Annotated in this window: 23 protein-coding genes; 12 read left to right on the forward strand and 11 right to left on the reverse strand. The window is 56.7% G+C overall.

Going from position 1 to position 21,949, the window contains the following annotated elements; genetic code table 11:
* The first annotated feature begins 51 nt into the window (after positions 1–51).
* The 4 genes from C6A40_RS12705 to C6A40_RS12720 are packed head-to-tail and all read left to right on the forward strand — an operon-like array spanning position 52 to position 2,545.
* Complete coding sequence (locus C6A40_RS12705; RefSeq protein WP_045336173.1) at positions 52–555, forward strand: hypothetical protein; 504 nt, start codon at positions 52–54, stop codon at positions 553–555.
* 9 nt (positions 556–564) lie between these two features.
* Positions 565–1,011, forward strand: a complete 447-nt coding sequence (locus C6A40_RS12710) for a DUF421 domain-containing protein (protein ID WP_045335824.1) — start codon at positions 565–567, stop codon at positions 1,009–1,011.
* Between the two features lie 11 nt (positions 1,012–1,022).
* On the forward strand, positions 1,023–1,541 hold the full coding sequence (locus C6A40_RS12715) for a 2-oxo-tetronate isomerase (protein ID WP_045335822.1): 519 nt from the start codon (positions 1,023–1,025) through the stop codon (positions 1,539–1,541).
* A gap of 17 nt (positions 1,542–1,558) precedes the next feature.
* Positions 1,559–2,545 (forward strand): SDR family oxidoreductase, encoded by a 987-nt coding sequence (locus C6A40_RS12720; RefSeq protein ID WP_044596403.1) that lies wholly within the window; start codon positions 1,559–1,561, stop codon positions 2,543–2,545.
* Here the strand turns inward: C6A40_RS12720 and C6A40_RS12725 are convergent, their stop codons facing one another.
* The 8 genes from C6A40_RS12725 to C6A40_RS12760 all read right to left on the reverse strand — a co-directional run bounded on the left by C6A40_RS12725 (position 2,546) and on the right by C6A40_RS12760 (position 9,084).
* Positions 2,546–4,171 carry an alpha-amylase family protein gene (locus C6A40_RS12725; protein ID WP_045335820.1) on the reverse strand — a complete coding sequence of 542 codons (1,626 nt, stop codon included), beginning with the start codon at positions 4,169–4,171 and terminating at the stop codon, positions 2,546–2,548.
* 8 nt (positions 4,172–4,179) lie between these two features.
* Positions 4,180–5,190, reverse strand: coding sequence for a cytochrome d ubiquinol oxidase subunit II (cydB, locus tag C6A40_RS12730; RefSeq protein ID WP_045335818.1), 1,011 nt, complete (start codon positions 5,188–5,190; stop codon positions 4,180–4,182).
* A complete protein-coding gene (locus C6A40_RS12735) occupies positions 5,190–6,593 on the reverse strand; it encodes a cytochrome ubiquinol oxidase subunit I (protein WP_021242535.1) in 1,404 nt (467 codons plus the stop codon). Before C6A40_RS12735 ends, cydB begins: the two co-directional genes overlap by 1 nt.
* 67 nt (positions 6,594–6,660) lie before the next feature.
* Positions 6,661–7,533, reverse strand: coding sequence for a manganese catalase family protein (locus tag C6A40_RS12740; protein WP_008502274.1), 873 nt, complete (start codon positions 7,531–7,533; stop codon positions 6,661–6,663).
* 17 nt (positions 7,534–7,550) lie between these two features.
* Positions 7,551–8,057: a ferritin-like domain-containing protein gene (locus C6A40_RS12745; protein WP_014883791.1), complete on the reverse strand. Its 507-nt coding sequence runs from the start codon at positions 8,055–8,057 to the stop codon at positions 7,551–7,553.
* Positions 8,058–8,082: 25 nt separating this feature from the next.
* The gene (locus C6A40_RS12750; RefSeq protein ID WP_008502273.1) at positions 8,083–8,286 is read right to left on the reverse strand and encodes a hypothetical protein; all 204 of its coding nucleotides are present in this window, start codon (positions 8,284–8,286) and stop codon (positions 8,083–8,085) included.
* A 23-nt stretch (positions 8,287–8,309) separates the two neighbouring features.
* Positions 8,310–8,804, reverse strand: coding sequence for a YciE/YciF ferroxidase family protein (locus tag C6A40_RS12755; RefSeq protein ID WP_114191291.1), 495 nt, complete (start codon positions 8,802–8,804; stop codon positions 8,310–8,312).
* Positions 8,805–8,898: 94 nt separating this feature from the next.
* Positions 8,899–9,084, reverse strand: coding sequence for a general stress protein (locus tag C6A40_RS12760; protein WP_004150795.1), 186 nt, complete (start codon positions 9,082–9,084; stop codon positions 8,899–8,901).
* A gap of 528 nt (positions 9,085–9,612) precedes the next feature.
* Between C6A40_RS12760 and hglS the strand changes: the two genes are divergently transcribed.
* Entirely contained in the window at positions 9,613–10,956 is a 1,344-nt protein-coding gene (gene hglS, locus C6A40_RS12765; protein WP_008502270.1) for a 2-oxoadipate dioxygenase/decarboxylase HglS, read from the forward strand.
* Between the two features lie 43 nt (positions 10,957–10,999).
* The gene (locus C6A40_RS12770) at positions 11,000–12,505 is read left to right on the forward strand and encodes a carboxylesterase/lipase family protein (protein WP_045335815.1); all 1,506 of its coding nucleotides are present in this window, start codon (positions 11,000–11,002) and stop codon (positions 12,503–12,505) included.
* Here the strand turns inward: C6A40_RS12770 and C6A40_RS12775 are convergent.
* Positions 12,492–13,334: a LysR family transcriptional regulator gene (locus tag C6A40_RS12775; protein WP_023327445.1), complete on the reverse strand. Its 843-nt coding sequence runs from the start codon at positions 13,332–13,334 to the stop codon at positions 12,492–12,494. The two genes, C6A40_RS12770 and C6A40_RS12775, sit on opposite strands and share 14 nt — an antisense overlap.
* Positions 13,335–13,448: 114 nt before the next feature.
* On the opposite strand from C6A40_RS12775, the gene C6A40_RS12780 reads away from it, so the two are divergent.
* From C6A40_RS12780 to rimL, 4 genes are all read left to right on the forward strand, one after another.
* A complete protein-coding gene (locus C6A40_RS12780; protein ID WP_021242532.1) occupies positions 13,449–14,618 on the forward strand; it encodes a pyridoxal phosphate-dependent aminotransferase in 1,170 nt (389 codons plus the stop codon).
* Positions 14,619–14,628: 10 nt separating this feature from the next.
* Complete coding sequence (locus tag C6A40_RS12785) at positions 14,629–15,402, forward strand: transporter substrate-binding domain-containing protein (protein WP_021242531.1); 774 nt, start codon at positions 14,629–14,631, stop codon at positions 15,400–15,402.
* 242 nt (positions 15,403–15,644) lie between these two features.
* The gene (locus tag C6A40_RS12790; protein WP_023292446.1) at positions 15,645–17,300 is read left to right on the forward strand and encodes a glucan biosynthesis protein D; all 1,656 of its coding nucleotides are present in this window, start codon (positions 15,645–15,647) and stop codon (positions 17,298–17,300) included.
* 103 nt (positions 17,301–17,403) lie between these two features.
* Positions 17,404–17,943 carry a 50S ribosomal protein L7/L12-serine acetyltransferase gene (rimL, locus tag C6A40_RS12795; protein WP_032651826.1) on the forward strand — a complete coding sequence of 180 codons (540 nt, stop codon included), beginning with the start codon at positions 17,404–17,406 and terminating at the stop codon, positions 17,941–17,943.
* Here rimL and ydcK read toward each other — a convergent pair.
* A complete protein-coding gene (ydcK, locus tag C6A40_RS12800) occupies positions 17,938–18,918 on the reverse strand; it encodes a YdcK family protein (RefSeq protein ID WP_045335810.1) in 981 nt (326 codons plus the stop codon). The two genes, rimL and ydcK, sit on opposite strands and share 6 nt — an antisense overlap.
* Before the next feature lie 122 nt (positions 18,919–19,040).
* Between ydcK and tehA the strand changes: the two genes are divergently transcribed.
* Both tehA and tehB read left to right on the forward strand, forming a co-directional pair.
* Complete coding sequence (gene tehA / locus C6A40_RS12805; RefSeq protein ID WP_045335809.1) at positions 19,041–20,042, forward strand: dicarboxylate transporter/tellurite-resistance protein TehA; 1,002 nt, start codon at positions 19,041–19,043, stop codon at positions 20,040–20,042.
* The gene (tehB, locus tag C6A40_RS12810; protein ID WP_045335807.1) at positions 20,042–20,635 is read left to right on the forward strand and encodes a tellurite resistance methyltransferase TehB; all 594 of its coding nucleotides are present in this window, start codon (positions 20,042–20,044) and stop codon (positions 20,633–20,635) included. Before tehA ends, tehB begins: the two co-directional genes overlap by 1 nt.
* Here tehB and pepT read toward each other — a convergent pair.
* Complete coding sequence (gene pepT / locus C6A40_RS12815; RefSeq protein WP_045335805.1) at positions 20,632–21,861, reverse strand: peptidase T; 1,230 nt, start codon at positions 21,859–21,861, stop codon at positions 20,632–20,634. The genes tehB and pepT overlap by 4 nt on opposite strands.
* Positions 21,862–21,949 lie beyond the last annotated feature (88 nt).

The following is a 21,949-nucleotide window of genomic DNA, read 5'->3' on the forward strand; positions in this document are numbered from 1 at the left end:
CGCGTTAGAAATCAAAATTTTCGGATAATAAGCGAAACGGTGACGATGGCCATGAAGCAAGAAAATGAAAAGTTACCCGGGATTGAGGAAAGATATCGCTTGCTGACGTTTGAATACGCGTTTCGTCAGGTGGGGTTTATTGTTCTGTTAGGTATTATCGTTGCCGCCATTGCCGGTCTGTTTTCAAGCGGAATAGTCAGCGATACGGTAAAAACAAATTCCGCTAAGTCGCTGACCATAAACTATGAGCGCTTCGGGCGGCGGGAGACGGAGACACGGATGCAGCTTGCGTTTCCGGTGAAAACGGAGGGGACCTATACCCTCAGCGTCACCAGCGAGAGTAGCGAGGCGTATGATCCAGGCAGCGTCTGGCCCCAGCCGGACGCCATGTTCAGCCACGGAAACAGCCTCTATTTTGTTTATCACAACCTGAAAAAGACAGATAACTTTTCGGTATTACTCTTTACCACACCGTCCCGAGCCGGTAAATGGAACTCGGTCATCCGCGTAAACAACGAGCCGGAGATCACCCTCTGGCAATTTATTTACCCGTAGGAGGCTGATATGGATATGGTCTTTCGTGCGCTGGCTATTTATCTGTTCCTCGTGGTGGTATTTAAAGTGGCCGGGCGACGCGCGTTGCTGCAGATGACCAGCTTTGATCTCATTCTTCTCCTGATAATTAGTGAAGCCACGCAGCAGGCGCTTCTGGGGCAGGATTTTTCCGTCACCGGCGCGATGATTACGATTACCACCCTGGTGGTAGTGGATATTATTTTTGGCCTTATGAAAAAGTATTTTTCTCCGGTAGAGAATATTCTGGACGGCACTCCCGTGATTCTGGTGGAAAACGGCGTTCCCCTGGCGGATAAACTCAAAAAGGTCGATGTCTCTTGCGATGATATTCTGATTTCCGCGCGTCAGAATAATGGCATTACCGAAATAAGCCAAATTAAATATGCCATACTTGAGCGCAATGGACATATTTCAATCATTCCTTTTGAGAAATAAGAGGCGGCAAGATGAGCAATCTTTTGCACGATAACCATTACACCGTCGGTGAACTGACAAAAAAACTGGCGAGCAAGTTAACCGATGCCGGGCTGCGCTTAACCACGGCGGAATCCTGCACCGGGGGAAAGCTCTCGGTGGCGCTCTGCGCTGAAGAGAACACGGCCGATTTTTATGATGTCGGGCTGGTGGTGTTCAGCGATGCCGCGAAAGCGCGGATCCTCGGCGTGCATCCTGAAACGCTGGCGCGCTATACCGCCGTCAGCGAACAGACGGTGACCGAGATGGCCGCCAGCATCCGCGACATTGCCCAGGCGGATATTAGCATCGCCATCAGCGGATACGCTGGCCCGGAAGGGGGCGACGACGGCACGGCGGCGGGGACGGTCTGTTTTGCGTGGAACATACGTGGCGAGACGAAAACCCGTACCGTGCTTTTCTCCGGAGACTGTCAGGACGTGGTGGAAAAAGCGGTGCATTTTTCGCTGGCAGAGCTGGTAACAACATTGTCGGACGGAAATAACGGTTGAGTTCACGTGGAGGTTCTATGGCTGTCATAGTGATTACCGGTGGGACGGCGGGCGTGGGAAAAGCCACGGCGCTGCGCTTCGCAAAAGCAGGTTACGATGTGGGCCTCATCGCCCGTGATGAAGCCAGCCTGCACTCCACCCAGGAAGAGCTGCGCCGCTTCGGCGTGAATGCGCACGCCGTGCAGGCGGACGTCGCCGACAGTCAGGCGGTGGTGGATGCGGCTAACGAGATTGAGTATCGCCTCGGTGCGATTGATGTCTGGGTCAACAACGCCATGGGGGCCGTGCTGGCACCGTTTCGTACCCTTACGCCGGACGAGTTTCGGCGCGTGACCGAGGTGACATACCTCGGCTACGTGAACGGCACCCGCGCGGCGCTTGAGCTTATGGTACCGCGCGACAGGGGCGTGATTATTCAGGTAGGGTCCGCGCTGGCCTACCGTTCCATTCCCCTGCAGTCCGCCTACTGCGGGGCCAAAGCGGCGATCCGCGGGTTTACCGATGCGGTGCGCACCGAGCTGATGCATGAGAACAGCCGGGTTCAGCTTTCGATGGTGCAGATGCCGGGGCTCAATACGCCGCAGTTCGAATGGGCAAGGAACAAGTTCGCGTGGGCAATGCGGCCGGTACCGCCGGTGTTCGAGCCTGAAGTCGCCGCCAGCGCCATCTTCAGGGTGGCGCAAAAGCCGGTGCGCGAGCTGTGGGTTGGCAGCAGCACCATTCAGTCGATTGTCGGGCAGTTCCTCTTCCCGGGTTTTCTGGACAGGCTGATGGTGAAGAAAGCCTGGGAAGGTCAGATGACCGACGATCTGAACGCGCCGGACCGCCGGGATTATCTCGACCAGCCGGTTAACGATCTGCACAAAATCCATGGCCGTTTCACTGACGAAGCGAAAACCCGCGCGTCGTCCGTGACCTCCGGTATGCCGGGCAAAGTGGCGTTAGGGGCCCTTGCGGTGGCGGGTATTGTGTTGACGCGTTTGATAACCCGCCGGAAACCGTAATCAGCGCAGCGCGCTGCGGTGCGTCCAGAACCAGCGATAGCCGTAGCCGCCAAGGCTGAGCTCGACGGTTTTACCGCAAACCAGCGCGTCATCGTAGCGTTTGTCCGCGAGACAGGCGGTCCAGGTCGTGTTGCGGATCCCCTTCACGGTGAACTGCACCGGCTGGTCACTGAAGTTAACAAAGGTCAGGATGCTGCGTTCTTCGGTCTCGTAATAGATCCCCAGCACCGCGTCACTATCGATCGTGAGGAGCCGAAAGGGCGCAACGGCAATTTCGGGGAACTCCGAGCGGGTATTGGCGATATCAATGATGCGGTGCAGGAGCGAGTTGCGGTGGAGCAGCGAATCAGCGACGTTGATTTTTTGATAGCGGTAAGGGCCGCGGTCGATAATCGGCGCGATAAATTTTTCCGGGTCGGCTGCCGAAAAACCGCCGCCTTGCGATCCCGCCCACTGCATGGGGGTGCGCACAGCGTAGCGCTCCTCCAGATCGAGGTCATCCCCCATGCCGATCTCATCGCCATAGCGCATCACCGGAACGCCGGGCAGGGAAAAGAGTACCGCGTGGCAGAACGCCAGCCGCTTCAGATCGCCGTTGAGCATCGGTGCCAGGCGGCGGCGGATCCCGCGCTGATAGACGTTCATCTCCTCATCAGGGGCGAAGGTATCGAGGACAAACTGTTTGTCTTTCTGGCTGATGCCCTCCAGATCCAGCTCGTCGTGATTGCGCAGCCAGTTGGCAAAACAGCATGAATCGGGCGGGACGATCATTTTCTTCACCGCGTTGCGCAGCGGACGGGCGCTTTTGCGGGCCAGGCTGACGTAAAAATACTTGTTGAGCCAGAAATTGAGCACCAGATTCAGGCGGTCATTATTGCCAAAGTAGTCCTGATAGGCCTCCACCTCGACGTCCACTTCACCCAGCAGGATCGCGTCCGGATTATGCTCCTCAATCAGACGGCGCATATGTTCGAGGATCCACAGCCCCTTTTTTTCATCACCGTTTCCCGCCTGCGTGGTCAGATGGGAGGCGGCATCCAGGCGGAACCCCGACACGCCCAGCTTGAGCCAGAAGAGGATGATGTTCTCGATCTCTTTCAGCACCGCGGGCGAGGTCAGGTTCAGGTCCGGTTCGTGGCGATAGAACATGTGCCGGTAGTATTGTCCCGCTTCGTCGTCCCAGGTCCAGATGCTCTCCTCCACGCCGGGAAACATGGGGGGCGTATCGTCGTCGTCACTATCTGACCAGAGGTAGTAATCCCGGTAGGGTGACGCCGGGTTACGGCGGGCCTGCTGGAACCAGGGATGCGCGTCAGAGGTGTGCTGGATCAGCAGTTCAATAATGACCTGCATGCCCAGCTCGCGGGCCTGTTCGATAAAGGCGATGATATCGGCCAGCTTTCCGAAGCGGGGATCCACCTGGAGATGGTCGCTGACGTCATAGCCTTCATCGAGAAAGGGCGTGAGGTAAAACGGGGTGATCCAGATAACCGTCGCCCCCATGCGGCGAATGTACCGCAGCTTGGCCGCTATCCCGGCGATGTCCCCGCAGCCATCGCCGTTCAAATCATAAAAGAGTGCGGTATCAATCTGGTAAATAATGGCCCGTGTATGCCAGTCCGTCATAGCGTGCCTCAGTGATAGCCTTCAGTATCCGAAACCTTGCCCCGGAACACGTAATAGCTCCAGGCGGTGTACACCAGGATCACCGGAATAATCAGTAACGTTCCAACCAGCATAAACAGCTGGCTGGCAGGCGGGGCCGCGGCCTCCCACAGAGTGATACGCGGCGGAAGAATGTTCGGCCAGAGGCTGATACCCAGACCGCTGAACCCGAGGAAGATCAGCCCCAGCGTCAGCAGGAAAGGGCGCGCGTGGCTGGCCGGATTGCGGGTCAGGCGCCAGATCAGCACGCTGAAGATCCCGACCAGCAGCGGAACCGGCAGGAACCAGAAGAAGTTGGGCAGGGTAAACCAGCGGTCGGCGACGTACTGCCAGCCGAGCGGCGTCCAGACGCTGACCACCGCGATAACCACCATCAGCGCCAGCAGCACGTGGCGGGTCAGTTCGCGCATGCGTTGTTGCAGCGCGCCTTCGCTTTTCATGATGAGCCAGGTGGTGCCCAGCAGCGTGTAGGCGACGACCAGCCCGATGCCGCAGAAGAGGTTGAAAGGCGTGAGCCAGTCCAGCGAAGAGCCGACAAAACGTCGGCCCTCCACGTCAAAGCCGTTGATCACGGCGCCCACCACCACGCCCTGGCTGAAGGTGGCGAGCAGGGAGCCGCCGGCAAAGGAGTAGTCCCAGAATTTGCGGTGTGAAGGGGTGGCTTTGAAGCGGAACTCAAAGGCAACGCCGCGAAAGATGAGGCCGATCAGCATCGCGGTGAGGGGGATGGTCAGCGCATCAATGATCACCGCATAGGCCAGCGGAAACGCGCCGAACAGCCCAGCGCCGCCGAGCACCAGCCAGGTCTCGTTGCCGTCCCAGACGGGCGCCACGCTATTGACCATCACATCGCGCTCTTTGGCATCGCCCACGAAGTTAAACAGCAGGCCAATCCCCAGATCGAAGCCATCCATAATGATATACATCAGCGTGGCAAACACGATGATGGCAAACCAAATCACTGAGATATCGACGCCCATCAGATTCTCTCCTCTTCCGGAACAGACTCCGCGGCTGACAGCGGACGGGCAGGCGTGCCCGAGGTGTTTGACGTCAGCGTATCAACGGGCTGAGGACCTTTCTTAATCAGCCGGATGAGATAAACATAGCCCACGCCAAATACGGATGAGTAGACGACGAAGAACGCCAGCAGGCTAATGCTCATCTGCAGGGTGCTGTGCAGCGATACCGCGTCGATGGTGCGCAGGTAGCCATAGACAACCCACGGCTGACGGCCTACTTCGGTGGTCACCCAGCCGGCAAGCAGCGCGACCAGCCCCGCAGGCCCCATGCAGAGGGCAAACCACTGGAACGGACGCGAGTGGTAAAGTCGATGGCGATAGCGTAGCCAGAGGCTGAGCAGACCGAGGGTAATCATCAGCAGACCCATCCCCACCATAATGCGGAACGACCAGAAAACGATGGTCGAGTTGGGTCGATCCTCTTTCGGGAAGTCTTTCAGGGCCGGGACCTGTTTATCCAGGCTGTGCGTCAGAATCAGGCTGCCGAGCGCGGGGATCTCCAGGCCGTATTTGGTGCGCTCTTCCTCCATATCCGGCAGACCAAACAGCAGCAGCGGGGTGGCCTCGCCGGGCGGATTTTCCCAGTGACCCTCAATAGCGGCGATTTTGGCTGGCTGATGCTCAAGCGTGTTCAGGCCGTGCATATCGCCCACCACCGCCTGGATAGGGGCGACCAGCAGCGCCATCCACATCGCCATCGAAAACATGGTGCGAACGGCGGGCGTATCGTTACCGCGGAGCAAGTGCCAGGCGGCCGACGCGCCGACAAACAGCGCGCTGCTCAGGAACGCGGCGATAGCCATATGAATAAGACGGTACGGGAAGGAGGGGTTAAAGACGATTGCCAGCCAGTCCTGCGGGATAACCTGCCCGTTTTCGATAGTGAAACCCTGCGGCGTATGCATCCAGCTGTTGGAGGCGAGGATCCAGAAGGTCGACATCAGCGTGCCGAGCGCCACCATGCAGGTCGAAAAGAAGTGCAGCCCCGGGCCGACCTTGTTCCAGCCGAACATCATAACGCCGAGGAATCCGGCCTCCAGGAAGAAGGCGGTTAATACCTCGTAGGTCAGAAGCGGGCCGGTAATGCTGCCCGCGAACTGGGAGAACCCGCTCCAGTTGGTGCCAAACTGGTACGCCATCACCAGCCCGGAAACGACGCCCATGCCGAAGTTAACGGCAAATATCTTTAGCCAGAAGTGGTACAACGATCGCCAGACGTCGTTTTTGGTGCGCAGCCACATGCCCTCCAGCACCACCAGGTAGCTGGCGAGACCGATGGTGATCGCAGGAAACAGGATGTGGAACGAGACGGTAAAAGCGAACTGAATTCTGGCCAGATGAAACGCATCGAGTTCGAACATGGTCCGTACCTCTGAGACGATGGGGCACGCGACTTGCCGGGCAGGTCAGGCCTGCCCGGCAAACCGATTACGGTTTAGTCTTACCGGCACCCAGCTCGGCACCGGTCAGCGGGTCGGAATGTGGATCGGACTTCGTGCGGGCAGACATCGCCTTAACCAGGGTTGCCTGCTCGGTTGTGAGCGTCACGCTGGCACTGCCATCGCCGCCATCCACCGCAGGCTGGGGGGACTCAACGTAATCGAAATGTTTATCGCTGTTCCAGCTTCCGCGAACCTCTCCACCTTCAGACATATTGTAGTACTTGTTGGTGAATTCCTCGATTGGCGGCAGTTTACCCGGCGGGAAATTATTACGGATGGACTGCAGCGCCTTCTCAAAGGAGAGCTGATGCGCCGCCTCACGCGTCATCAGAAACGCCAGGGCATCTTTAACGCCGGGATCGTCAGTCACGTTGATCAACCGTTCATAGATGATTTTGGCTCTGGCCTCGGCCGCCACGTTCGAACGCAGATCCGCCGTCGGCTCGCCAATGGTGTCGACGTAGGCCGCCGTCCAGGGTACGCCCGCTGAGTTGGTTAGCGGGGTTCCGCCGCCGTAGAGCAGGGAGGTGATGTGGCTGTCATTCCCGTTTTCGGTCATGGAGCGATACAGCTCAGCCTCATTTTCCACCCCTTCCGCCAGCGCGCCCTTGGCACCTTTATTCAGCATACCGACCAGGGTACCGATGATTTCGAGGTGGCTTAACTCCTCGGTCGCGATATCCATCAGCATGTCTTTACGGCCCGGATCGTCATCGCTCAACCCTTGCGTAAAGTAGCGGCAGGCGGCGGCCAGTTCACCCTGCGGTCCGCCAAATTGTTCCAGTAAAAGGTTGGCCAGGCCGGGATTCGGTTCGGCGACGCGAACCGTGTATTGCAGCTGTTTGACGTGTCGAAACATGCTCACTCTCCTGTGGGTTATTTTTTCGCTTCGACACCCGACGCGTCTGAACGCAGCAGGAACTGTTCCGTCGTTTGCGGGATATGACGAATCAGCCAGTCGGCCATTTCGCGCTCTTCGGCGAGGATCGTCTCAATAGCGGGTATCGAGGCGGTGTCACCCGCTTTTTTGGCCGCCGCCAGCAGGGAGGTATAGCAGGCGATTTCAAACTGTTCGAAAACATAGCCGCTGATCGAGCCCTTCACGATTTCGTCAGAAGGGAACATGCCGCCGATGGATTGTCCCAGCGCCGCCATTTTGCTCATCGAGTCTTTTAAGACCGAACGAGAAATATCATTACGGTCGAGGATTTCCTCCAGCAATGTGATTTGCCGTTTTGTCTCATTAATATGTTGCTCAATTCTGGCGCGAACATCAGGATAATTATCGATACGGCTGGCCATGGATTCCAGCATAGATTCGGCTTGCTTTTCCATTGCATGGGCATCGCGTAGCCAGTCATGGTAGTGTTCTACGTGATTCATCATTGTATCCTCATTAGGGGTTCGCTTATTTGGTCTCACTTTCAGCAGCCTGATCGGCACGTGCGGCACTGTAGCCAGATAAATGGCCGACAATATTGGCATAAATACTGATGATAATGACCCATAGCACGCTGTTCTTCCACCAGATGACGGAAGGGATAGCGAGAATGAACCATATTATCGCTGCCGCTAAATGGCACCGTTTAATTGTCCTGGGACTGATGCTCATTTTATTTAACCTGTATTATCGCGTCATTTCTGCGCTTTTTGGTTAATATTGCCAACGGCCAGGTCGGTGAGTTTAAGGTCGGTCTCTTTCTCTTCTTCCAGCGTTTCGGCAAGAAGCTTAACGGCTTTTTTATAGCCGAGCTGTTCTGCTAGAGTGGCAAGGGTACCGTAGCTGGCTATTTCGTAATGCTCTACTTTTTTCGCAGCGGCAATTAAGGCGGCATCACGGACTTCATTTTTTTCCGTGCTTTCGATGACTTCATTAGCTTCTTCAATTAAGCCTTCCATTGCGACGCATTTCATGCGCTTGAGCTTGATGCCGTCTTCCTGTTCCACGATCTGGTCGATACGTTCGATCTGACCTTGCGTCTCTTCAAGGTGTGCGGTAAAGGCGGCGCTCAGCTTCTCGCTGGAGGCGGCGCGGGCAAGTTTGCTTAACGCTCGGGTAAGCTGCTTTTCTGCGCTGTAGGTATCCGACAGAAGATGAATAAATACATCCTCTACACTTTTCATATTCATAATTATTACGCTCCGGTAAAATAAAGAAAGGGTACTGCGAGCTTTTCAGCCCGCAGCATGCTCTCTGGTTTTATTAAAAGAGTACTAAATAAGATCAGGAGTTATCAGATTTACGGCCTCCGCCGTGACTGTTCTGTCCCCCTTTCTTACCCGCTTCAGATGCGCGTTGCGGATCGTTTTTAAAATTACCACCGCTGTGCTGGCCACCTTTACGTCCAGCTTCTGATGCTTTTTCACGGTCTTCAGCGAAATTACCGGAACCACCACGATGCTCTGCCATATTAAACCTCATAGTCATATATTGGTTATGTCAGTACGATACGAAAATATTCCGTATCACTCGTCGTTCGAGTAATAACTCTAGTCGCTGTGTGCGATCCGTCAAATGCGTTTTGCTATTTGCGGTTGCGTTATTTTTAAATATTTGTAAATTTGCGCTTCGCTTGCGTTGGAAATATGGATAGACAGGAAGGACTTGTAAACAACTGTTCAGATTATTCCTAACTTTGAGCTAAAAATTTGAAAGCTGAGGATAAAAATAATGACGCACTCAAATTGGTTGATTTGCAGCCAGGGGAAAATAAAAAATACTCCTTTATAGCTAGAAAGCGAAACCATAAATAATTATAAGGAAAATCCTGGATAAAAAGCGCCAGGCGCGAAAGGGCGGTTTCGTTAAGGCTTGTTCAGAGGCCAGTCGCACACGGTTTGACCACTGTCGTCTTAAGATCACAAATCAGAAATCTTTCCCCCCGGAAGGTACGGGTTTCTCTACACTCCAGGTAATATTCACTGGAGGCATGACATCATGGCGAACACCATCACGGCTGATGACATTCGGGAACACTTTTCGCAGGCTATGTCGGCGATGTACCAGCAGGAAGTTCCGCAGTACGGCACCTTGCTTGAACTGGTAGCGGACGTAAACCTGGCGGTGCTGGAAAATGATCCACTATTACATGAACAACTGGCAAACGCTGATGAGCTTGCGCGTCTGAACGTCGAGCGTCACGGGGCTATTCGCGTCGGCAGTGCGCAAGAACTTTCAACCCTGCGCCGTATGTTTGCCATTATGGGGATGTACCCGGTCAGCTATTACGATCTCTCCCAGGCGGGGGTGCCGGTCCACTCAACGGCATTTCGGCCGATTGATGATGCGGCGCTGTGCCGTAATCCGTTCCGCATCTTTACTTCGCTGCTGCGCCTTGAGCTGATTGAAAACGTCGCGCTGCGCGAACGTGCGGCGGAAATTCTGTCTCACCGAAACATCTTCACCCCGCGCTGTCTGGCGCTTCTCGATCTGTATGAATCGGAAGGGCAGTTTACCGTCGAGCAAGCGCAGGAGTTTGTGCAGGAAGCGCTGGAAACCTTCCGCTGGCACCGCCATGCGACGGTCGATCAGGAGACTTATCTCGCGCTGCATAACGAGCACCGGCTGATCGCCGATGTGGTCTGCTTCCCGGGCTGCCACATCAACCACCTGACCCCGCGTACGCTGGATATTGACCGGGTGCAGGAGCTGATGCCGAAGTACGGTATCGAGCCGAAAATTTTGATTGAAGGGCCGCCGCGTCGCGAGGTGCCCGTCCTGCTGCGTCAAACCAGTTTCAAGGCGCTGGAAGAGCCGGTGCTGTTTGCCGGTGAACACAAAGGCACCCACACCGCGCGCTTCGGTGAGATTGAGCAGCGCGGCGTGGCGCTGACCCCGAAAGGCCGGGAACTGTACGATAGCCTCCTTGCCCAGGCCGGTACCGGCAAAGATAACCTGACGCACCAGCTGCATCTGCAGGAGATCTTTAGCGCCTTCCCTGATAGCGAACTGTTAATGCGCCGTCAGGAGCTGGCGTATTTCCGCTACCGTCTGACGCCAGCGGGTGAAGCGCATCGGCATGCGTTCCGGCCGGGCGACGATCCGCAGCCGCTGATCGAGCGCGGATGGGTCGTCGCACAGCCGATCACCTACGAAGATTTCCTCCCGGTCAGCGCCGCGGGGATTTTCCAGTCCAATCTCGGGAATGAAACCCAGGCCCGCAGCCACGGTAACGCCAGCCGCGATGCGTTTGAAGCGGCCCTCGGCTGCCCGGTGTATGACGAATTTACCCTCTATGAGGAGGCTGAAACGCGCAGCAAACAGCGTTGCGGTTTGCTCTGAAAGCGTTACTCTGCTGGGGTGTGATGGAAAAAATAAGGTCGTTATGCAAAATCCTTCCGCCCCTGTGGTTGAAATGCGCCAGGGCGCACTGTCTGGTTTAACCGATGAAAATGTCCACGTCTGGTGCGGTATTCCTTATGCCGCACCGCCCGTTGGCGAGTGGCGCTGGCGCTCCCCGCGGCATCCTGAGCCGTGGGATGGCGTTCGAGAGGCTACCGCTTTTTCGGCCTCAAGCTGGCAAAGCAGCGAATATTGCCAGGAGCTGGGCGGGGGCGATCCCGGTCAGTTCTCGGAAGACTGCCTCTATCTGAACGTCTGGTCTCCCACAGAGCGCGCCGGGCCGCTTCCGGTTATGGTCTGGCTGCACGGCGGCGGCTTTACCATCGGTGCGGGTGGCTTACCGCCCTATAACGGCAAAGCGCTGGCCACGCGCGGCGTGGTTGTGGTGACGATCAACTACCGTCTCGGTCATCTTGGCTTTTTTGCCCATCCCGCGCTGGAAGGCGAAGAAGATCGCGTGGTGCATAATTTTGCCCTGCTGGATCAGATCGCCGCCCTCGAATGGGTAAGGGACAATATCGCCGCATTTGGTGGCGACCCCGCTAACGTGACCCTGTTTGGCGAATCCGCGGGCGCGCGCAGCGTGCTCTCTCTGCTGGCCTCCCCGCTTGCAGAAGGATTGTTCCATAAGGCGATTGTGCAAAGCGGGTACACCTTGCCGGACACGCCGCGAGAGCAGGCGTTGCAAAAAGGGGAGGCGCTGGCCGCCCATTTTGGCCTGGAAAAGGCGACAGCCGAACAACTGCGCGCCATTCCGCCGGAGGCGTTCTGGCCGCTCACCGCGCCGCTGAACATTGCTCCGGCCCCCATCGTCGGTGATTGCGTTCTGCCTGAAGCGATGCTGGACGTCTTTTTCGCCGCTCGCCAGCACCCCGTGCCGGTAATGATCGGCTCGAACAGCGATGAGGCCAGCGTGATGGCGGTGTTTGGCATCGATCTCGCCGGGCAAATCCAGAAGCTTCGCCGGGAGCGACGCTTCGGGCTGGGGCTGATTAAGCTGCTCTATCCGGGCGTCAAAGGCGATGAGGAGCTGGGCAGGCAGGTGTGCCGCGACATGGCGTTCACCACGATGGGCTACGTCGTGATGCAGGCGCAGCAGCGCGTCGGCGGATTATGCTGGCGTTACTGGTTTGACTATGTCGCGGAAGCGGAACATGCCACCTATATCAACGGCGCGTGGCACGGCAATGAAGTGCCTTACGTCTTTGATACCCTCGGCCAGGTGGAGCCTTCACGCCAGTATGTCAACGAACGGGATGTGCAGTTTGCTGCTCAGGTGGCCGATTACTGGGTGAGCTTTGCGCGAGACGCAGGACCTCGCGAGATCCTGCCCGGGCCGACGCACTGGCCCGCATGCCGTAAAGGGCGGGACGTTTTATTACGCATTGGCGTGAATAAACATGCAGGTTTCAGGCTTGAAAACCGCTTTATGCGCGCCCGGATGAGCCTCTTCAAACGGGTGATGAAGCACCACGTCAGCCTCGATTAAGCAAACAGGCGCGAAACGCCGCCAGCCCATTTTCCTCCCCTGGCGTTTCGCGCAGCACCAGCCGGTAGCTCGCGCCGGTTTTTATGCTGGTTTCATAAGGCCGCATCAGTCTTCCCGCGCGGACATCTTCGGCCACCAGCGTTTCGTCGGCAATGGCGACGCCCAGCCCCTGAATGGCGGCCGTGATGGCGAGATCCATCGTGTCGAAGTGTTGATTTTTGTGCATGGCAAAGCCCGGACCTTCCTGTTTCGTCAGCCACAGCGACCAGTCTGTTTTATCCCTTGTCGGATGCAGGAACGTCAGCGATCCCAGCGTTGCACCCGCCCGCACCGGGCTTATCACCGGGGTGAGCGCCTCTTCGAACAGCAGGTCGCCTGCGCTCATGTGCGTACCGAACACGATGGCCGCGTCGTAAGATTCGGTTTTGAAATTGACGTTATGATCGGTGGTGGTGGTCAGGGCGATCTGCAGATCCGGCTGCTCACGCTCCACCTCCAGCAGGCGCGGCACCAGCCAGCGCATGGCGCAGGTGGGCGCCTTGAGCCGGATCACGGTTTGCTGGCTGCGGGCCTGGTCGGCCACGGTCAGCAAGTGTTCGAACGCAGACTGCAGTTCCGGGAGCAGGGCGCAGCCCTGTGAAGAGAGGCGCAGGCCGCGCGCGTGGCGTTCAAAAAGCGGAAAGCCAAACCAGGCCTCAAGGGAGGCTATCTTGCGGCTCACGGCCCCCTGCGTCAGACAAAGCTCTGCGGCAGCATGGGTCAGATTCAGGTGACGCGCGGTGACTAAAAATGCGTCGATGGCATTGAGCGGGAGCGAACGGCGCGACATGAAAACACCTCAGCTATGCATTTTTCTCATGGCTATTATGACAACAATTCGATTGTCCCGACAACAGAGATGTTGTTTGAATAGTTATGCAATGTCCATGAGAAGGGAAAGAGGATGACTTTACAAACGCCTGTGCAAACGCGCTCCAAACTGCCCGATGTGGGCACCACGATCTTTACCGTTATCGGCCAGCTCTCGGCGCAGCATAACGCGATAAACCTTTCTCAGGGCGCACCGAATTTTTCCTGCGACCCGAAGCTTGTTGCGGGCGTCACCCGCGCGATGGAGGCAGGGCATAACCAGTATGCGTCGATGACCGGCCTGCAGACGCTCAAAGAGCGCATTGCCGATAAAATTGCCACGCTTTACGGCACGCAGTATGACCCGGGCCGCGAGGTGCTGGTGACCGCCAGCGCCAGCGAAGGGCTCTACTCGGCAATCAGCGGGCTGGTGCATCCGGGCGATGAGGTGATCTATTTTGAACCGTCATTTGACAGCTACGCGCCGATTGTCCGCCTGCAGGGGGCAACGCCGGTTGCCATCAGGCTCACCGTGCCGGATTTTGCCGTCAACTGGGACGAGGTTCGCGCCGCGATCACCCCGCGCACGCGCATGATTATCATCAATACGCCGCACAACCCGAGCGGTCAGGTCTTCTCCGCCGACGATCTGCAGCAGCTGGCGGCGCTGACCCGCAATACTGACATCATTATTTTGTCTGACGAAGTGTACGAACACGTGGTGTTTGACGGTGAGCCGCACCACGGGATGGCTACGCACCCGCAGCTGGCGGAGCGTAGCGTGATTATTTCTTCTTTCGGAAAAACCTATCACGTCACCGGCTGGCGCGTGGGTTACTGTGTTGCACCGGCGGTACTGATGGACGAGATTTGTAAAGTCCATCAATTTTTAATGTTCTCTGCCGATACGCCAATGCAGCACGCGTTTGCTGAACATATGGTCGACCCGCAAACCTGGCTGTCGCTGTCGGCGTTTTACCAGCGCAAGCGCGATCTGCTGCAGAGTCTGCTGGCCGATTCGCCGTTTACGCTGCTGCCAAGCGCCGGCTCGTTCTTCATGCTGGCGGACTACAGCCAGTTCAGCGACGAGCGCGACAGCGAGCTGGTGAAACGGCTGATCGTTGAGTACGGTGTAGCCACCATTCCGCTGTCGGCGTTTTATGCGGACGGTACGGATAATAAATTGATTCGTCTCTCTTTTGCGAAAGATGAGGCGACGTTACGGGCAGGTGCCCAGGCCCTGTGTCGGGTTAAACCACGCTAAGGAGTTTGAGATGAAATTACGCGCGCTAGTTGTCGGCATGGGATTGCTGTGTACCTTTTCCTCCTTCGCAGCGTCCGAGCTGCGTTACGGTCTGGAAGCCGAATATCCGCCGTTTGAAAGCCGCAATGCGGCAGGCGAACTGGAAGGGTTTGACGTTGAGCTGGGGAATGCCATCTGCAAAGCGGCAGCGCTGAAGTGCAGCTGGGTGGAAACCTCGTTTGATGCGCTGATCCCGGGGCTGGTGGCGAAGAAATTCGACGCCATCAACTCGGCGATGAATATCACCGAGCAGCGCCGCAAGAGCATTGATTTTACCCAGCCGATCTACCGTATTCCGTCGCAGCTGGTCGGCAAGGCCGGGACGGCGGTCGAGGCGACGCCTGAAGGGCTGAAGGGGAAAACCATCGGCGTGCTGCAGGGCTCCATTCAGGAAACCTATGCCAAAGAGCACTGGGAAAAGCAGGGTGTCACCGTGGTGTCGTATAAAGATCAGAATATGGCCTGGGGCGATCTGCTGAATGGCCGTATCGACGCCTCGCTGGTCATGTCCGCGGCCGGGCAGGCAGGTTTCCTCAGCAAGCCGCAGGGAAAAGGGTTTGGCTTCATCGGCAAACCGGTGTCTGACGACACCATCCTCGGCAGTGGGATCGGTTTTGGGTTGCGCAAAGGTGATGAGGCCACCAAAAAGCAGCTTGATGCCGCAATTGATAAGGTACGTGCCGACGGCACGATCGCCAAACTCGCTGATAAGTACTTCCCGGGTATCGATGTCAGCGTAAAATAACCGCCTCATTGGCCCCGTCAGCTGATGTCCTGACGGGGCATTTTTATACACATTTTCCAGGCTTTCTTTACACCACTTTCGGGCCGTTCTGGTCGACAGAAAATATTTCTCACTTTGTTCATATAATCACCGGCCAACAATTGGATTCTTAACCATTTTTGTTTAGGCTGTGCGTTCTTTCTTGCCGTCATTTCGCCGAGCGCGGAACACATTCACACGACCATAAGGACGTTTTTCCAGGCATGAATCGCAGACGTTTTCTAAAAGGCTCGCTGGCAGTGGCAGCCCTGAGCGGCACATCCGGCCTTGCTTCCCTGTTTTCCAAAGCGGCATACGCTGCCGACTCTGACATTGCTGACGGCCAGAGCCGTCGTTTTGACTTCTCCGTACTGCAATCCATGGCGCATGACCTGGCGAAAACCCCGTGGGGTGGCGCGCCGCGTCCGCTGCCGGAGACGCTGGCAACCATGACGCCGCAGGCGTACAACGCCATTCGCTACGACGAAAAGCAGTCTCTGTGGAACAACATTGAAGGACGTCAGCTGGACGTGCAGTTCTTCCACATGGGAATGGGGTTCCGCCGCCGCGTGCGGATGTTCTCGCTGGACCAGTCAACCGCTATGGCGCGCGAGATCCACTTCCGTCCTGAGCTGTTCAGCTACGGTGAAACGGGCGTGGATACCAAACAGCTGGAAGGGCAAAGCGATCTCGGCTTTGCGGGCTTCCGCGCGTTTAAGGCGCCGGAGCTGGCGCGTCGCGATATCGTCTCTTTCCTGGGGGCCAGCTATTTCCGTGCGGTGGACGACACCTACCAGTACGGCCTTTCCGCCCGCGGTCTGGCGGTAGACACCTTTACCGACACGCCGGAAGAGTTCCCGGACTTTACCGCCTTCTGGTTTGAAACCGTCAAGCCCGGCGACACCACCTTTACCGTCTATACGCTGCTGGATAGCCCGAGCATCACCGGCGCCTATAAGTTCGTGATCCACTGCGAGAAGAGCCAGGTGATCATGGAGGTGGAAAACCACCTCTATGCGCGTAAGGACATCAAGCAGCTCGGCATTGCGCCGATGACCAGCATGTTCAGCTGCGGCAATAACGAACGCCGCATGTGCGACACCATTCACCCGCAAATTCACGACTCCGACCGCCTGGCGATGTGGCGCGGCAACGGGGAGTGGATTTGTCGTCCGCTGAACAACCCGCAGAAGCTGCAGTTCAACGCCTATATGGATAAAAACCCGAAAGGGTTCGGGCTGCTGCAGCTCGATCGCGATTTCTCGCACTATCAGGACGTGATGGGGTGGTATAACAAACGCCCAAGCCTGTGGGTGGAACCGCGTAACGACTGGGGTAAAGGCGCGGTTGGCCTGATGGAGATCCCGACCACCGGTGAAACGCTGGATAACGTGGTCTGCTTCTGGCAGCCGGAAAAAGCCGTCAAAGCAGGCGACGAGCTGGACTTCAAATATCGTCTCTACTGGAGCGCGATGCCGCCGGTGCGCTCCCCGCTGGCGAACGTTTATGCGACCCGCACCGGCATGGGCGGCTTCCCGGAAGGCTGGGCTCCAGGGGAAAACTACCCGAAAGTGTGGGCCCGTCGCTTTGCGATTGACTTCGTCGGTGGCGACCTGAAGGCCGCTGCGCCAAAAGGCATCGAGCCGGTGATTACGCTCTCCAGCGGTGAAGCGAAGCAGGTAGAGATCCTCTACGTTGAGCCGTTTGACGGCTATCGCATTCTGTTTGACTGGTACCCGACGTCGGATTCGACGGAGCCGGTGGATATGCGCCTGTTCCTGCGCTGCCAGGGCGACGCCATCAGTGAAACCTGGCTGTACCAGTATTTCCCTCCGGCGCCGGATAAACGTCAGTACGTTGACGACAGGGTAATGCGTTAACCCTTGTGGGATTGTGCCGGGTGGCGGCTTCGCCTTACCCGGCCTACAGTTTCGAAACGTAGGCCGGGTAAGCGCTAGCGCCACCCGGCAATTGAGAGGCACCATGTCTTCAGAAATCATCCCCGTCACCCAGGATATCGAACTTCGCGCCGTCGAAGAGCGCTACACCGCCGACCTGCACAATCTCGTTGTTAAAAACAGAGCCTTTCTGCAAACAGCCTTTGACTGGGCGCAGCACGTGGGCAGCGAAGAGGATACCCGCCGCAACGTGCAGAGCAACCAGATGCTTCACCAGCGCGGCTACGCCAAAATGTTTCTGATCTTCAAGGATGATGCGCTGGTTGGCGTCCTGTCGTTCAACACGATTGAACCGACCAACAAAGCCGGCTACATCGGCTACTGGCTGGATGAAGCCCACCAGGGTCAGGGCATTCTCTCTCAGTCACTGCAGGCGTTTATGCGCTACTACGCTGAACGCGGTGAGATCCGCCGTTTTGTGATCAAGTGTCGGGTGGCGAATCAGCAAAGCAACAGCGTTGCCGTGCGCAACGGTTTTACGCTGGAAGGCTGCCTGCGGGAAGCGGAATACCTGAATGGCCGCTTTGACGACGTGAATATCTACGGCAGGATTTATACCCTATAACGCACCCAGCAGCGGCGTGCGGGTGATGCGCTGGTCGCCGTTTATCACTTTTTCGCCGCGCAGATGAATGCTCTCGCCAGCAAACGCTTCTATGACCGCATCGTCGGTGATTTCAACCCGATGCTCGATAAGCACGTCCCCGCTGATTCGCGCGCGCCCCTGGATCACCACTTTATCATCCAGCATGATCGGCCCGCCGCGCAGCCATGCCTGACCGCCAATCAGGACGTGATGCTTGATGACGCAGTTGCCTTCAACCACGGCATTCTCCGCAATCTGCGAGCTGTAGCGCACCGTCGGGATGGCATCGTCGTCGAAACCGGCTATCACGCGGGCGTTGCCGTAGACTTTCGCGCAGTCGCACACCCAGACGTTGTTGAGTTCGTTACCCTCCAGGATCGCGTTGTCGAAGACTTCGGCCCGGTGTTCAACGAAGGCAAAATTAACCATCGCCTCGCCGTAGATTTGCGCCTGGTGCACAATGCGCGACTGGCTCACCGTCGCCTTATCGTAGATTTGCAGAATCTGTTCATGGTCCGGCGTCAGCCCTTTGGCAGCAATGACCACGCTGTGATGCAGCACGCGCGCGTCGCCGTAGATATGGCACTCGCCCCGTACGCAGGATTGCTGAATAGTGACATTGTCACTTATTCGCGCCCCGTGACTGACCTCCGCGCCGTCCAGCCAGCAGCTGTCGCCGATATGCGCGTCATGGCTAATGATGCATGGAAGGGTAAGACGCGCGTTGCCGGATACGGTTGCCCCGGCGAACACCACGCTGTTTTCATCGTAGATCCAGCAGTCGCCGTCCTGTGCGAGGGCGCGCTCATCGTCAATCCAGCCGCCTCTCGTGCCGACCGTCACGTCGTTAAAGTCCGCCGTGGCGATGATCTGCCGCAGCGTGGCGGCGTGGGTGGTTTCGCCGTTTTTCCATTGCCAGAGGCGGGTTTCATCGCTGAGCCGGTACTTTTTCATCGTTTGATCTCTGGTAAGCATCTCAACTAAACGTAGCAAATTTTCGGCTTTTCGTTTTGCTGGCATCCGCTGCAGAAACCGCTTAAAATGGCATTTAAAATACATTTTAAAAATTAAAATAAATGAATAAATTTAACAAACCCCAACAGGTACTTAACTTGCCCGCAGGGTATTTTGGCATGGTGCTTGGCATCATCGGGATGGGTTTCGCCTGGCGATACGCCAGCACCCTCTGGCCAGTGACGCGTTGGCCGGGTGAGGGCCTCGTAGCCCTTGCGGTGATATGCTGGTTTCTTTTAACGGTCGCGTTTGTGATGCGTGCGATCCGTTTCCCCCGCAGCGTGCTGGCAGAGATGCGACACCCGGTGATGAGCAGTTTTGTCAGCCTTTTCCCGGCCACCACGATGCTGGTCGCCATCGGCTTTGTCCCCTGGTTTCGCGCGGTGTCACTGGCATTGTTTGGCATTGGCGTGGTGGTGCAGCTTGCATACTCCGCCTGGCAAAGCGCCGGGTTATGGCGCGGGAAACATCCGCAAGAGGCGACCACGCCTGGATTATATCTGCCTACGGTGGCGAATAATTTTATCAGCGCGATGGCATGCGGTGCCTTGGGCTTCAACGATGCAGGGTTAGTCTTCCTTGGCGCGGGCGTCTTTTCCTGGCTCAGCCTGGAACCGGTTATTCTTCAGCGTCTTCGTAGTGCAGGAGAACTGCCCTCCGCACTGCGTACTTCATTGGGTATTCAACTGGCGCCCGCGCTGGTGGCATGTAGCGCCTGGTTCAGCGTAAATGGCGGTCAGGCAGATACGTTTGCGAAAATGCTGTTCGGCTATGGTCTGCTGCAGCTGCTATTTATGCTCCGCCTGATGCCATGGTATTTGTCCCAGCCGTTCAATGCCTCATTCTGGAGTTTTTCCTTTGGCGTATCGGCCCTGGCAACCACGGGTCTGCATCTGGGACAAAGCAGTCCGACGGGCTTTTTTCACGCCATTGCCGTGCCGCTGTTTATCTTCACCAACGCGATTATTGGGTGGCTGTTGGTGCGTACATTGATTCTGCTGCTTCAGGGCAAACTTCTGGTTCGTGCTGATAAAGCGCAGCTTATGCAATCCGAGGAACAATAATGACCGTCGATGAGAATTACTTCACTGAGAAATATGGCTTAACGCGTACCCATTCAGAAGTGCTGTACAGCGCAGAGATCGTGAAACCCGGTAAAACGCTGGATCTGGGCTGCGGCAACGGCCGTAACAGCCTTTATCTTGCAGCCAACGGCTACGAAGTCACCGCGTGGGACAAGAACCCGATGAGCATCGACAATATCGAGCGCATCAAGGCGGAAGAAGGGATCGCTAATCTGCATACCGTGATTAAGGATCTGAACAACCTGAGCTTTGACGGCCAGTACGATTTTATTCTCTCCACCGTGGTGCTGATGTTCCTGGAGGCAAAAACCATCCCGGGCCTTATCGCCAATATGCAGCGCTGCACGACGCCGGGCGGTTACAATCTGATCGTTGCCGCCATGGATACGGCAGACTACCCCTGCACGGTCGGCTTCCCGTTTGCGTTCAGGAGCGGTGAGCTGAGCAACTACTATGAAGGCTGGCAGTTGCTCAAATACAACGAAGACGTTGGCGAACTGCACCGCACCGATGAAAACGGCAACCGCATCAAGCTGCGCTTTGCCACGATGCTGGCACGCAAGCCCGCTTAACGGGCGGCGAGCAGGCAGATCTGCAGGGCAGTCTTATAAGACGCCTCAAACGACGACAGCGGCAGGAATTCAAACTTCGAGTGGAAGTTATGCGCCCCGGTGAAGAAGTTCGGGGTGAGTAGCCCTTTAGCCGAGAGCGCCGCGCCGTCGGTGCCGCCGCGCATCGGCGTCGGTTTCGGCGTGATGCCGAGCGATTCCATCGCCTCGAACATCAGATCGATGGCGCGTCGGTCTTCGCCAATCGCATTGCTGATATTGCTGTAGGTATCTTCAATGCGATAGTCCACGCTGGCCGTCGGATATTGGGCGGCAATCAGCGCGGCCACGTCGGCAATCTGCTGCTTGCGCGCGGCAAAGCGCTCCTTGTCAAAGTCGCGGATATTGGCCTTAAGAACGGCCTCGTTCTGTCCGGCCTGAATGCCGTTAAACCAGATATAGCCTTCACGTCCCTCGGTGCACTCGGGCGTTTGCTGGCGGTCAAAATGGCTGATGTAGTCAGTCGCCATCAGCAGGGGATTCACCAGCACGCCTTTCGCGGACATCGGATGCGCCGTCACGCCGGTAAAGCGGATTTCAGCGGCTGCCGCATTAAAGTTTTCGTAGACAATTTCCCCCAGCTCGCAGCAGTCGATAGTCCAGGCGAAGTCGACGTCAAAGCGCTTAAGATCGAGCGCTTTTGCACCGTTCAGGCCGATCTCTTCGTCAGGCACAAACGCCACGACGATATCCCCATGCTGATGTTCCGCCGTCAGGTTTTCCAGCACCGTCATGACCACCGTGACCGCCGATTTATTATCGGCACCCAATACGCTGGTTCCGTCGCTGAAAATAATCTCCTCGTTCGGATAAGCCAGAATTTCAGGGTGCTCCTCTACCCGCAGCCAGATGTCTTTCTCTTTATTCAGACAGAGATCTTCACCGGTAAACGTTAATATTTGTGGATGAATATCCGGTGAAAGTCCCACGTCGACGGTATCAATATGGGTAATAAAGCCGATGCGCGGCGCACCGGGCACGTTGCCTTTTTTTACCGCCGTTACCGTGGCAAATTCATCAATCACAATGTCGTCTAACCCCAGCTGTGCCAGCTCCTGCGCCAGCTCGCGCGCCATGTCGTGCTGGCCCGGCGTTGAGGGCAGGGTTTTGACTCTGGGATCGCTCTGGCTGGTGATCGCGAGATAGCGGAAAAAACGGTGCGTTAATTGTCTGGAAAGCGGCGAGCCCATAGTGATTTGTTCCTTATTTATTTTTCGGGTGTTTGCCACTTCACTTTAATGTTATTTATGAAATGGCAAAAGAATTAATTAGCCGTCG

It is taken from the genome of Enterobacter sp. GER_MD16_1505_Eko_090, from assembly GCF_003331015.1.
GTDB lineage: Bacteria > Pseudomonadota > Gammaproteobacteria > Enterobacterales > Enterobacteriaceae > Enterobacter > Enterobacter roggenkampii.